The sequence below is a fragment of the Ureibacillus sp. FSL E2-3493 genome, from assembly GCF_038077515.1.
Classification (GTDB): Bacteria; Bacillota; Bacilli; order Bacillales_A; family Planococcaceae; genus Ureibacillus; species Ureibacillus halotolerans.
Genome location: NZ_JBBOPK010000001.1, coordinates 2,739,281 through 2,753,013, shown reverse-complemented (window position 1 = coordinate 2,753,013; position 13,733 = coordinate 2,739,281). Strand labels below are relative to the sequence as shown.

Here is a 13,733-nt window from a genome sequence, read left to right as displayed (position 1 = left end):
AAACCCAGCATTGTATTTAGTATTGCAAAAAGGAGGGAAATTATATGACACAAAGTAATGAATTACAAGAGCGTCTATTACAGTTAATGAAGCAAGATGATTATAAACCACTAAAGGTGGATGAACTGGAAGAGCTGCTTGAATTAGAAGATGCGGACGAATTTAAAGAGCTAGTGAAAATGCTTGTCCGCATGGAAGATGAAGGGTTAATCGTACGTTCCCGTTCAAATCGTTACGGATTGCCAGAACGGATGAACTTACTTCGAGGGAAATTCATCGGTCATGCAAAAGGCTTCGGTTTCGTGACGCCAGATGAAGAAGGCATGGATGATATTTTTATTCCACCCCATGAAGTCAATGGCGCATTAAACGGAGATATCGTCTTAATTCGTGTATTAAAAGAATCATCGGGAGACAGAAGAGAAGGTACCGTTACAAAAGTAATTGAACGTAGTAAAACGACATTTGTTGGTACATATCAAGCAAACAGAGGCTTTGGTTTTGTCGTAACAGATGATAAAAAGTTAAACATGGATATTTTCGTAACGAAAGAGGATTCCTTAGGGGCTGTAGATGGCCATAAAGTCGTTGTGGAAATTACGAATTGGCCAGATGATATTAAATCGGCAACAGGAATGGTTACGAAAATTTTAGGTCATAAAAATGATCCAGGTGTCGATATTTTATCGATTCTTTATAAACATGGCATTCCACCTGAGTTTCCACCAGAAGTAGTAGAGGCTGCTGGAGAAGTGCCAGATGAAATTACGGAGGCGGATTTAGTCGGTCGTCGTGATTTACGGAACGAAACGATTGTGACGATTGACGGCGCCGATGCAAAAGACTTGGACGATGCTGTAACCGTTACGAAGTTGGAAGATGGTACGTATAAACTAGGCGTTCATATTGCCGACGTTAGTTATTACGTAACAGAAGGTTCCATTATCGATACGGAAGCTTATGAACGGGCAACGAGTGTTTATTTAACAGACCGAGTGATTCCAATGATTCCTCACCGATTATCGAACGGTATTTGTTCATTGAATCCGCAAGTGGACCGTTTAACTTTGTCTTGTGAAATGATTATTGACCAAAACGGACAAGTCATTGAACATGAAATTTTCCAAAGTGTTATTAAGACGACGGAACGAATGACTTATTCCGATGTGTATAAAATTTTGGAAGAAGAAGACGAAGAGCTAATTAAACGATATGAAAAGCTTGTGCCAATGTTTCAAGATATGAAAGATCTCGCTGCCATTTTACGGAACAAACGAATGGAGCGCGGTGCGATTGACTTTGATTTTAAAGAGTCGAAAGTGCTAGTAGATGAAGATGGCTGGCCTACGGATATCGTTATTCGTGAGCGCACAGTATCTGAACGGTTAATCGAAGAGTTCATGTTAGCAGCGAATGAGACAGTTGCCGAACATTTCCATTGGATGCAAGTGCCGTTTTTATATCGGATTCACGAAGATCCAAAACCAGAAAAATTACAACGCTTCTTTGAATTCGTCACGAATTTCGGTTTAGTTGTGAAAGGAACAGGAAATTCGGTTCATCCAAAAGCGTTACAAGATATTATTACGGCAATTGAAGGAATGCCAGAAGAGCCGGTTATTTCAACAATGTTATTACGTTCGATGCAACAGGCGAAATATTATCCAGAATCGATTGGTCACTTCGGTTTATCGACGGATTTCTATACCCATTTCACATCACCAATCCGACGTTATCCGGACTTAATCGTTCACCGCTTAATCCGTACGTATTTAGTTGAAGGGGATGTATCGAAGGAAACTACTTTCAAATGGGCACAAGTAATGGATGAAATTGCGGATCATACTTCCGAACGGGAACGCCGTGCAGTCGATGCAGAGCGTGATACGGATGCATTGAAAAAAGCACAGTTCATGTCCGATAAAATTGGCGAAGAGTTTGAAGGGATTGTTTCTTCCATTACGAACTTTGGTATTTTCGTCGAGTTACCAAATACGATTGAAGGACTTGTCCACATTAGTAATATGACCGACGATTATTATCATTTCGATGAACGTTCGATGATGATGATTGGCGAGCATACGAACCGCCAATTCCGTATTGGGGATGAAGTGAAGGTTCGCGTATCCAATGTTATTATAGAAGAGTCATCGGTTGACTTCGAAATCGTCGATATGGTGAAATCTTATGGTGGCAGAACGCGAAAAAGTGCACCAAAAGTTATTCATGCAGGAAGAAAAGCCGATGGAGAAGGCCGAAGTAATCGCCCTGGTAAAAAGGAGCGCAACGAAAAAGGTGGCGCTGGACGAGGGAAAGATGAAAAAGCTTCAGGCGGACGTAAAGTAAAACAAAAACAAAAGTTTTACGAAGGCGTTGCGAAAAAATCGAAAAAGAAAAAATCAAAAAGACGATAAACATCGCCCAAGTGTAAGCGAAAGCTTGCACTTGGACGTTATTTTGTTTAAAAAGATAGTATACTTTGTTGGTATTGGTAGATTGGGAGGTGTCCTTTTATGGCAAAAGGAACTGGGAAAGTGTTAGCACAAAATAAAAAAGCAGGCCATGATTACTTTATTGAAGAAACGTATGAAGCGGGAATGGTGTTGCAAGGAACGGAAATTAAAGCCATCCGCGCAGGAAAAGTCCAATTAAAGGATTCCTTCGTGCGTATTCGAAACGGCGAAGCATGGATTTCTAATATGCATATTAGTCCATATGATCAAGGAAACCGTTTTAACCATGATCCACTTCGTGTGCGTAAATTGCTGTTACATAAAAAGCAAATTAATGAATTAATCGGCTTAACAAAACAAGATGGTTACACAATTGTTCCATTAAAAATGTACATTAAAGACGGCTATGCCAAACTATTAATCGGGCTAGGGAAAGGTAAGAAAAACTACGACAAGCGCGATGACATGAAGAAAAAAGAAGCTAAGCGTGAAATGGAAAGAGCATTTAAAGCAAAAAATCAATTCTAAGTTAAAATGATTACAAAATATGAATCATAATCTTCTGCGTAGTGAACAGAGTGAACGGAAGCAAAGCGTGAAATGGAACGTGCGTTTAAAGATCAATTCTAAGGTAAAGTGAGTACGAAAGTTGGTTCTCATTTTTCTGCGGAGTGAACGGAAGCAAAACGGAAATTGGAACGAGCATTTAAGCGAGGAATCAGTTTTAGAGATTCGCTAGTTCTATAGGACTTTGGTTAATAAAGGTACTGTAGGAATAAAGAGATGTGTTGAAGTTTTGCTATAATTATCTTATAATAAGAATACAAATTGCCAGTGCATTAAGGCACAAGCTTATAACGCCTTTTCCCGTATGTGTGTAAACACATCTCCTTATTATAATAGGGGGACGTTACGGATTCGACAGGGATGGTTCAAGCTTGAGCTGCGCGTCGGAGGTCTCGGCTCCGTCATCAACGGAAGTTATATAATAACTGGCAAACAACAAAATTTAGCTTACGCAGCTTAGTCTCGTAGCGCTCCGCCTCTCTATCGCCCATGTAGAGAACGTGGGGCTCAACTTTAGTGGGATACGGACGGTGGTGCCGCTTGAGTCACCGTCAAGAGATTTCCAAGCTAGCGTGCAGGACGCCTGTTTGTCGGCATAATGACACGCGAATTGTAAGTAGGCAAACTACACGCGTAGAAGCTTGAGTATTGGAGTTTCTGGACGCGGGTTCGACTCCCGCCGTCTCCATACATAAAGCGGCTGTAAATACAGTCATATCAACAATTTTTGAGATTAGGGATATTGAACGGGAGTTGAACTCTCGTTCAATATCCCTTTTCTTTTGGTTTACAGTAGATGTAAAATTTTCATCCTGGTGTTGTTTCAGATTTTTATGGATGCTGGTATAAAACTCAACATACTAAAGCAAGTACAACTATATTCTTGTACAAAAAAGGTAACAGTACATTATATTTATCAGGTCATATAGACAACTATTTAGAAAGAAGTTTTTACGATATTAGCTCTATATGGGTAAATATAGAGTAATTAAATTCTAATCTAATTAATTTCAAGTAGGTGTAGATAATTCTATACCTACTTTTATAATTTTATAGAGAAGTTATAAAATTTCCAAATGTACCTTTTTATTAGTGTACTAATAACTTCTACTGTAGAATTAATTGGAAGGAAGCCTTTTTCTTATAACTCTATTTTATATAGAAAAGGTACTTTGTTTTCTTTTATACAAAACGTCTTTTACTCTCAACTGAAAGAAGGTAGAAAACTATGAAAAAAAAGTACTTTATAGTAGTACTGTTAATAATCTTTTTAGGAATAATTTATTTTACCTTTTCAAATTGGAGTATGAAAGGGGTTTCAGACAATGGTACTTGGAGAGTAGTTTATAAAAAAATAAAAGAAATTGAAGCGGGAGGGTCATGGAGAGTATCTGTTACACAAGTAGATGAAAAAGAAGTAAATGTGAAGAAACTTGAATTTCTAGAAAATGATAAAGTGATATCTGAGAGAAATGAATTCTACGAAGGAAGAGATATTGATGGTACCGAATACACTTTGCATCCTTTTTCTTTCCCCGATTTATATTATGGAGATGCACCCAAAAAAGATTTTTCTTACTTCGTCATCATTATATGGGAAGATGAACAGGGCAAAACTCATGAAGACAAAATAGAATTAAAATAAATACAATAGTAAAAACAAGGGCTAAAAAACCCTTGTTTTTTTATGTGCACCTGACATTCGCATTTAACAATGGGGTGAAAATTCCGAAACACGAAGAAAAAAATAGAAGTTAGCCGAGAGCGTAGGTGTCCGTAGTGACGCGCGGTTTGTGTAACCTTAGTTGGAAAGCAAATTATTATTGTTTGATACCATTCATATAATTAATTTGAAGGGCTTATAAACGTTTGAAAAATCATGATTTCGCCTGTTGGATTGGAATTTTGTCTATATAGATAACATCAATTAATTCATTATTTTCTCATTAACGACCCCATCCATATCAATAGACATATTCGCAACTGGAACAATACCTTCCTCGTCCATCTCTAGACTTCTAAAGTATTCATGCGCGACCATTGTTGTTTTAAACTCAGCTGTCGGGTCAATATTTTCTACTAGACTTTGTAATTCTAATACGTCAGTTACGAAAAATTCTTTACGTAAGTTCACTTTGTTCAGACGTTTTGCCGCTAGTTCTTGGTGGAGGCGATATTCTAATCCGACCGCATCGTCTGAGAAAATCATCGCATGGACATCAAATTTAAATGGTACAGAAGCGTCACCAAGTTCATCAATGCGATCTTGGGGGTTCATTCTTCGTGTCATACCTACTTTAAAGATTCGTTCACCGAATGAACCTAAATTTGAAATAACATATACATAACCTGCCTTACCATTAGCTCGTTTTAAAATCTCCTCTTTTTCTTCAGCGATATTCTTTTGTTGCTGCTCTAGTTCTGCTATACGCATTTGAAGTTGCGCGACTAAGGCAGGGTCTGTTTCATTCACTAAAAGTTCATTTGTGCGTTGTAGTTCAACTTCGAATTTTGCTTCCTCTGCTTCCAGTTTTTTCCTTTGCGCTTCTAACTCTTTCCGTTCAGCAGCTTCTTGTCGCATTTGTTCGCGGATTAAACGCTGCTCTTCTTTTTCTTGTTCCCGCTTGATGTAGTATTGATATTCGACTTCTATTGCTTCAATAAATAATGGTTCAAGTTCTGCGAGGAATTTAGAGATGGTTGGTGCAATAGATGCGTTACCATTCGTTGAAATGGCTAAATATTTTCGGATTAGAGCTTTTGCATTATTAAGAGCTTCATCATGTTTGGCATATGTAAGTGTATACAGGATATTTTGAAGTTCCGCTTGTAAGCCAATAACCATTAGTTGATAAATAGTTTGATTTGCTTTCGTTTTATAGCGATCTTTGTATTTATCAAGTAATGCTTCAATTTCCTTCTTAATTTTATTGATTTGTTTACGTAATTCTTTAGAGTTCATTGCATGATAATCAAGTTCGACTAGACTTTTCATTACACTGTCTTCATCATAATCGGATAATAATGATTCTAATTCATCTGGTAAACTCTCTTCATTGAATAATTGGGGGAATAAATCGATTAGATTACGAATACCGTTAAATTCAGTTTTTAATTTTAATAGCTTAGTGCTTTGAGATTTTATGTTTTTTTCTAATTTTTCTTTTTCAATTGCTAGTGCGTCCCGTTCTTCAGCAAATTTTTGGAGTTCTGCAATTTTATTTTGATTTTCAGAAATAATTTTTTCAACAATTTGCTTTCCTTCTGATTCGTATTCATTTCTAATTTGCTTTATATATTGGGTTTTATTTTCTTCAAATATGTTATTAGCATTTGTGAGATTTAACTGAACTTGATTGTATTCAGCTTGAAGCTTGTCCAAATCTGTTTTCAAAATTGATATATCTTGTTGTAGACTGATATTTTTGGAGATTTGTAATTTAATTTTTTCAGATTTTAAAAAGAAATGACGTCCAAACCATAATATTATACCGACTATGGAAGTGAATCCAGCTGTTAAAATACCGGAAACGATTAGTAGAGCAATCATCCACCAACTAAAATACCAAGGGACTTTAATTTTTACTAGCTGAGACTTTTCTTGATTCAATAAAATCGACCTCTTTCTTTAAGTATTTGTTATGTATATTTTACTAATTTGTAATTCACTAAACAATCCATTTAAATACATTATTTGTAAGTAAATGATGGGTTTAATTTTCAATCGACAATTATTGAAGTATTAGTACGTAAAGATGGGTTCGACTCCGCAAGTAACATTAATGGTTCAATGAACGCCAAATCCTTAATTTTGGGTGTTTTTTATTGTTATCTTTCATCTGTTTTCATTTAATTGTAGTTAATAAAAGAATGAATTCATATACTGGATAAATTTGTTATAAATTAATGTGAGGGGCTTTCGCGGAAATGAAGGTGATCCAGTTGTGTATGGCAAAATAAAAATGCAGAGCTTTGCAAAGGAAAAATGCAGAGTCCTTCACTAATTTTGTGCAAAAAAAATAGACTTGCCAGTCACCCCAAGTCCCCGCTACATTAATTGTGTCGAAGCAATTTTGTAGTGGAGGTTAAGAAAGGATGCTAGCAATGTCTGATATTAATTGTATCAAAAAGTTAAGAAATGAAAAAGGTCTTTCAATCTCTGAGATTCAAAGAACTATGAAAATAAATTGGAGAACCGCTAAGAAGTATGCGGATGAAGATCAAATACCGCAGGAAAAATTATTTAAAAAGAAAGGAATGATGTATGAAGAGAAATGGGGAGAGATTGTATCAGATTGGCTATTTGAGGATTCAAAATTAAAGAAAAAGTCCAGAAGGACAAAGAAGCAAATGTTTGAGGAATTAAAGGATTTAGGGTTTCAGGGATCTTATCGAACGGTTTGTTACTTTATCTCTGAATGGAAAAATACACATCAAGAGGAAAAGGACAACGGTTATGAAAGATTAGAACACCCTCCGGGTGAAGCACAAGTGGATTTCGGAGTTATGGAGGCAGTTCAAGATGGAGAAATTGTCGATATTCATGCTTTAGTGATGTCATTTCCGAATAGTAATGCAGGTTATTCAGTGCCTTTACCTTCTGAAAATCAAGAATGCTTTCTATACGGCCTTAACATTCTATTTAAACAAGTTGGAGGAGTACCAAAAAGGATAAGGATAGATAACTTAACTCCAGCAGTCAAAAAAACTAGAACAAAAATTGAAGAAGCCCAACTAACCGATGAATTTATACAATTTCAAAACTATTACGGCTTCGACGTTCAGGTATGTAATCCTCGCAGTGGGCATGAGAAGGGAAATGTAGAGAATAAGGTAGGGTATGTACGTTATAATTTCTTTACTTCGGCACCAATCATGGAAAGTTATGAAAGTTTGACAGATCAATTATTTCATAGATTGGAAGCTGATCGTAATAGAATCCATTACTCTAAAAACGTACGGATAGAAGATTTATGGCAAGAAGAAAAGAAATATCTACTCGCATTGCCTGAAAAGCCATACCCTGTGTTTAAAGAGGAATTTGTTAAAGTTAATAAATACAATGAAATAAAAGTTGATCAGTCGTTAATTCATGTACCAAAGGGTGCCAATTATAATCAGTTACAAATGATACTCACATGGGATCAATTAAAAATTGTTTCACCTAACGGTGAAATATTATTGGATGACTATCGCCCATATATGAAAAAACGTAAAGCTTTACCATGGCTATCCATCATTAAGACATGGATTCAAAAACCGCGAGTAGTGGAATATTCCCGCTACACTAAGTATCTACCAGGAAGAGTTAAGGAGTTTTTGTTAGTTGATAACTTGATTATTCGTCGAAAAAGATTAAATGGCTTAGCAAATTTATTAGTTACTCATGATATGAAGGGTATTAATGAAAATTTTTATGAATTAATTGCGGAGGAAAAGTTGCCTGGTGAAAATGATCCATATGAGGTAGATTGGATTAAATATGATTCATTAGCCCCTATAGAGGAGGTCGCCAATGAAACAAAATATTAGAGAAATCTGCAAAACTTTAAGACTAGCTTATGTTGCGGATGTATATGAAAAAATTAGTTTTGAAAATCCAGAGCAATTCCTGTATGGGGTACTTGATGAAGAATTAAAATTAAGAGAAAATGCCAAAATTAATCGGTTAATGAAAAAAGCTAAATTCTTAGATAAAAAAAGCCTACATACTTACGAGTGGACCGAACAGATTCGGTTCCCTCCCCATTTAACTAAAGAGGAATTGTGTAGTTTAAAATTTATTGAAAACCGACAAAATATAGTTTTAGTTGGTTCACCAGGAACAGGTAAGACTCATTTAGCTACAGGATTAGGTAGAAAAGCTTGTGAACGAGGGTACGAGGTCCGCTTTTATCGAATTGCACACTTGGTTGAGGAATTAGAACAAGCATTGCATAATCACCGTTTATCAGTATTTAGAAAGCGCATGGAGAAGGTAGATTTAGTTATTTTAGATGAAATGGGTTATTTACCATTTAGTAAAGAAGGAGCTGAATTATTATTTCAAATCATTTCGGAGTTTTACGAGCAAAAAAGCGTGATTATTACATCCAACTTGGAATTTAGTCAATGGAACAAAATATTTACAGACTCTCGATTAACAGCAGCGTTAGTGGACAGACTAATTCATCACGCTCATATTATTTCATTTCATGGTGAGAGTTATAGACTGTCCCACGCACTGTCAAAAAGAAACTAATTGGGTGGCAAACTTCTGCATTTTTAATTGCATTTTTCTGCACTTTTCTATTGCAAAATACACCAGTGATGAATTTCAAAGGAATTGAAAAAGCATTAGTTCAATTAATAAAAATTTTACTTTATTTTGCCACGGTATTAATTATGATTTATTTAATATGTAGTATATATAATTGGATTATCAGTTGGTTCTTTAATGAATTTAAAATAAAGGATAAGTTTATGTACTTATTTGGAGATATGGATATTAAGCATCAGATTGCTCTACCATTTTTTGTGGGTATCATTGGTAGTTTTTCTACTTCACTCATCATGTTATTAAAAGGGCAAACAGATGTAAAAATAACATTGTTTAATGGTTCCTTAGAAATCCTTAATTGGATAGTAGCGGTTATTACTGCGTGTTTATTAGGCGGTATAGCGGGTGTTGGGGCAGTCAATATTTTGAATAGTGATGGTTCCGTGACGGAGGTTTTAGTTATCGCTCTTGTCGCAGGGTTGAGTGGAATTACTTATTTAAAAGGCATTGCTTTAATGAGTGGTACGGAAGAAAATGAAATTTTTAATGCAAGAGTGGATGAAGTCATTGATAATGGTCAAGTGCTATTAACATATGGGGAAATACCCAATAATGAAATTTTAGATAGTTGGGAAGATTTTATTCAAACATGGGTCGAATATTATGTTGATCAATTTAAAAACGATAATCCCACACACACGAATGAGGAATTTCACGCATATCTTATAGAGCTAGAAGAATTAATTGATAGGATATGGAAGGGAGATGAGGTGGATGGATAATTTAAAGCCCTCTGATGTAAAGAGTATCAAAAATATTATTCGGAAAGCTCGTAAAGCAAAATCCTTGAGTGAAATTAATCATTACAATGAACAACTAAAAAGAATTGACGCGAAAAATCGTAGAAAATCAGTAACAAATAGTATTCTAGCAAGATATAAAAATAGTGAGTCGTTATAATTTAGATGAAATCGAAACCCTAGAAACCCCTACATATGAAGTGACCCCTAAAGTTAAACAAGGTTATTTCGTTTAGGCAGCTTGGATGAAATGAGTTCGGTATTGCAAGGAACTCATTTTTATTTTTTTCTTCATTCGTTTCTTGTTGTAATACGTTATGTCATTATGTATTTTTAGTTCCGATTTAAATTGTTCTACACTTTTTAATTCCTTTTAAGTAGCGGAATTACGAATTTAGTATGCCAAAGAAATTCTCAATCACTGAGTTATCGTAACAGTTTCCTTTACGAACATACTTAGCACAAAGCCTCTTAATTCAAGGGTCTGGCGATATTCAAATAAATAATTCAAATTATAGTTGTTATAAAAAAGTTTTGAAAGCAACGATATCGAAATAGTAAGAAGTAACTCTAATCCTTATTTGAACTGAACCCTATGAAAGTAGACAGTTTAATTAAAAGGGAGTTCGCCACCTATTTTAAGCGGCGATTAGATGGCTTCGGTATGCTACCGGAGTCATCTTCTTTAATGTCCATTGTTTTCTTGCAGTATTGTAGTAATCCATATAATTTTCTACTATGTATTTCAAATCTTTTAAGCTCTCAGCTTCTTTGTAATCAACTTCATCTTTAAAGTGCCCGAAGAATGATTCCATCGGTGCGTTATCGAGGCAGTTTCCTCGTCGTGACATGGATTGAAGGAGACCCATTTCTTTCACACGCTGTTGGAAATCAGGGTGTGTATAATGAAAGCCTTGATCGGAATGTATCATCGCCTCTGGATGTAGGTTATCATTTATAAATTCTTCTAACTTTTTTAATGTACGGCTGACAATATCCATCTTTAGACTCGTAGATAATTCATATGCCACAATCTCTCTTGTAGCTACATCTTTAACACATGATAAATAGGCAGTTTGTCCACTTCCATATTGTAGATAGGTGATATCAGTTAAGAATACTTTACCAGGCTCATCTTGTTTAAACTGGCGATTTAAATGATTAGGTACTTGGCGATGCACTTCAGTTGCCTTCGCTAATGTACGATAAGGATTGGCACGTCTCACTTTTGAATACAAATTGAATTTGCTCATTAAACGTAATATCTTCTTGTGATTCATTGGGGTTACTAGTAATTCTGTTAAAGTCATATAAAATCCACGATAACCTATTTTTCCATTTGAGGCTTCATAAATATCCTTCAATAATAAATAATCTTGATAGTCTGCTTCATCACGTAGTACTTGCTTTCCATTGTTCTGAAGCCATTTATAATAGCCACTTGGACTAACATTCGCTATTTTACAAAGATAACGAGTCATATTTTTTAATTGATACAGACGAATCGTTTCATTAATTGCCTGATATTTCTCGCTTGGCTTTAGATTCGTTTCTTCTTCGCCTGCCTTTCCATTTCTTCGAGCTTTTTTAGGAGCGTAAGCTCCGCCTCTAATAATCGAATACGCGCTTCTGCTTTTTCTAATTTCTTTTCAGCTGACAAGTGTTCAGCCTTTGGCCGACCAGAACTTGCTTTTCCTCGTCGTTCCTCTAAAAATCCTGATTCTCCAAGTGTTTGATAGGTTTTACGCCAGCGTGCAAGGGAACTTTGAGCTTTCTTTAGACCAATAATTTCTAAATCAAACCCAGCTTCATTGAAGATCTGAGCTGGTCCTTTTCCTAATTGATTTTCCTTAACCGCTTTTATTTTAAATTCGGCTGTATATTGGATGGCGCGATCTGATACTGATGCAACATTTTGGTTTGTTTCTAATAGTCTACGTTGATGTTCATTAAAAATTATCTTACTCATAAAAATTCTCCCGTTCATAAATAGTATGTTAAGTATAACGGGGTAGTTCATTGAAGAAAATAGAAAAACCCCGAATAGGTCCACTTTTTTTAAAGTGTCCACTATTCGGGGTTCAGTTCAATTTAGAGAAGAACTGTTTTTTATTTGCTATTTTTAATCTAACGAGTTCATTTAATCAGGGCAAAATGGTATGGTAAATTGTTTGTTTTTTACAAATAATAGATGGAATGTTGTAAAATATATATGGGGAATGAATTTATCTTGTGATAAATAATTACTATGTAAATGTACCTGATTAGAGGTGTGGAAGATAGTAGGAGACAAATAGATTATAAAAATATTTCAGAGAAGGTTAATACAGTAGCACCATTATTATTAATATCTCTTTTACTGATTAATTTATTTTTTTAAATTTGGATTGTAAACTCGATTCATACGAAGAAAAAAATTTCCTTAATAAAATTCTTATTATAACTAAAAGTGTTTCGGATTTAGATAAGACTATTAAAGATATCAAAAAATTAATTCACAAGCTCAAAGTAAAGATGAATATTATAGAATTTATAGAGGATGAATATGACAAATATATGAGTTTCGTTTTTGAAGTGTTTCTTTGTAAGTCCTATCATAGCGTATGAATTTATAGTAAAAAGAAGACTTTCAAGACAAGAGGAATTGGTTATGCACTTGTAAGAACTGTATCAAAACTTGGATATGCAATATAGAGTTATTAAAAGGTACGCAAGTAAAAAATATGAGTTAGTTATTTTGAGAAAAGAAGGGAGAATGCGAATGGAATTAATATTGCCTAAATATCTAAATGGAAATAGTTTAGAAGAAACACTAAAGGAAATATCTGATGGTAAGAAATTTAAAACAATTAATTTAAGTAAAATAGAATTTATTTTTCCTTACGGATTGAATATATTAATGCATATTTTTGAATCATTAAATACAGTAGAGGAAATAATTTTACCAAATGATAAAATAATGTCTTATTTGAGTCGTATGGATTTCTTTAACCATTTAGAATCAAACATGGAGCTTACAGAAGATACAAAGTATCATATTAAATTACACAGTTTCGGAAGGAATAGTGATAATAAAACTTTGCTAGAGCTTACACGAATTGAAGATTTGAAAGATACATTAAAAGTTATTAGTAAAATTGAAGAAAAGATTCAACAAATACTAAAAATACAACTAAAATATAACGATGCAGAAGTGCAAATGTTTAGAACAATATTTGGTGAGTTATGTCAAAATATTTCTAGGCATAGTTTAGGGCATGGATATGCTTCAACTCAATATATCCCATATTATATGACTCGCAAAAGCGAAATATATCATAATCCTTTGAAACTTGGAATAACAGATTTAGGAATAGGCTTTGCTAAAACCTATTCTGACATTCTTACTGATGAAGATGCACTAATAAGAGCTGTGGTTAATAATGAGACAAGCAAAGAATCTGGTGGATTAGGTTTAAAACATATTAAGGAATACATTAAGAAATTCGGGGGAGAGATATATATTAGGACAGGAACAGCAGCATATTATCAGTCTGGTCAGGGTGGAGATTACGAGCTTATTAAAAATTTAGCATTTTTCCCCGGAAGTCATATTGATGTCACATTGCCTACAAAAAACAATTGACAATTTAACTGATATTTATTACATTCTAA

The 13,733-nt window shown here is 34.6% G+C and carries 10 protein-coding genes, 1 other RNA gene and 1 pseudogene; 9 read left to right on the top strand and 3 right to left on the bottom strand.

Annotation, left to right across the window (positions count from 1 at the left end; translation table 11 throughout):
- Positions 1-44 precede the first annotated feature (44 nt).
- From rnr to MHH69_RS14195, 4 genes are all read left to right on the top strand, one after another.
- Positions 45-2,414 (top strand): ribonuclease R, encoded by a 2,370-nt coding sequence (gene rnr, locus MHH69_RS14210; protein ID WP_122970797.1) that lies wholly within the window; start codon positions 45-47, stop codon positions 2,412-2,414.
- Positions 2,415-2,513: 99 nt separating this feature from the next.
- A complete protein-coding gene (gene smpB / locus MHH69_RS14205; RefSeq protein WP_122970796.1) occupies positions 2,514-2,981 on the top strand; it encodes an SsrA-binding protein SmpB in 468 nt (155 codons plus the stop codon).
- A 375-nt stretch (positions 2,982-3,356) separates the two neighbouring features.
- Positions 3,357-3,711: a transfer-messenger RNA gene (ssrA, locus tag MHH69_RS14200) on the top strand.
- A gap of 537 nt (positions 3,712-4,248) precedes the next feature.
- Positions 4,249-4,665 carry a hypothetical protein gene (locus MHH69_RS14195; protein ID WP_341362590.1) on the top strand — a complete coding sequence of 139 codons (417 nt, stop codon included), beginning with the start codon at positions 4,249-4,251 and terminating at the stop codon, positions 4,663-4,665.
- Positions 4,666-4,947: 282 nt separating this feature from the next.
- Here MHH69_RS14195 and MHH69_RS14190 read toward each other — a convergent pair whose 3' ends face one another.
- Positions 4,948-6,630, bottom strand: coding sequence for a GIY-YIG nuclease family protein (locus MHH69_RS14190; RefSeq protein WP_341362589.1), 1,683 nt, complete (start codon positions 6,628-6,630; stop codon positions 4,948-4,950).
- A 494-nt stretch (positions 6,631-7,124) separates the two neighbouring features.
- Here MHH69_RS14190 and istA point away from each other — a divergent pair, with 494 nt between their 5' ends.
- From istA to MHH69_RS14170, 4 genes are all read left to right on the top strand, one after another.
- The gene (istA, locus tag MHH69_RS14185) at positions 7,125-8,552 is read left to right on the top strand and encodes an IS21 family transposase (protein WP_338322908.1); all 1,428 of its coding nucleotides are present in this window, start codon (positions 7,125-7,127) and stop codon (positions 8,550-8,552) included.
- Positions 8,536-9,261, top strand: coding sequence for an IS21-like element helper ATPase IstB (gene istB / locus MHH69_RS14180; RefSeq protein ID WP_122973751.1), 726 nt, complete (start codon positions 8,536-8,538; stop codon positions 9,259-9,261). The genes istA and istB overlap by 17 nt, the downstream gene beginning before the upstream one ends.
- A gap of 68 nt (positions 9,262-9,329) precedes the next feature.
- The gene (locus MHH69_RS14175) at positions 9,330-10,061 is read left to right on the top strand and encodes a hypothetical protein (RefSeq protein ID WP_341362588.1); all 732 of its coding nucleotides are present in this window, start codon (positions 9,330-9,332) and stop codon (positions 10,059-10,061) included.
- Positions 10,054-10,239: a hypothetical protein gene (locus tag MHH69_RS14170; RefSeq protein ID WP_191708296.1), complete on the top strand. Its 186-nt coding sequence runs from the start codon at positions 10,054-10,056 to the stop codon at positions 10,237-10,239. Before MHH69_RS14175 ends, MHH69_RS14170 begins: the two co-directional genes overlap by 8 nt.
- 72 nt (positions 10,240-10,311) lie before the next feature.
- Here MHH69_RS14170 and MHH69_RS19350 read toward each other — a convergent pair.
- Positions 10,312-10,431: pseudogene (locus tag MHH69_RS19350) on the bottom strand (IS3 family transposase); the annotation flags it as partial.
- A 286-nt stretch (positions 10,432-10,717) separates the two neighbouring features.
- Positions 10,718-12,048 (bottom strand): IS3 family transposase gene (locus tag MHH69_RS14165; RefSeq protein WP_341362587.1). Its coding sequence is split into 2 segments (ribosomal slippage): positions 10,718-11,670 and positions 11,670-12,048, totalling 1,332 coding nucleotides; the frame shifts between segments, so codons are not numbered across the junction.
- A gap of 792 nt (positions 12,049-12,840) precedes the next feature.
- Between MHH69_RS14165 and MHH69_RS14160 the strand changes: the two genes are divergently transcribed.
- Positions 12,841-13,704, top strand: a complete 864-nt coding sequence (locus tag MHH69_RS14160) for a hypothetical protein (RefSeq protein ID WP_341362586.1) — start codon at positions 12,841-12,843, stop codon at positions 13,702-13,704.
- Positions 13,705-13,733 lie beyond the last annotated feature (29 nt).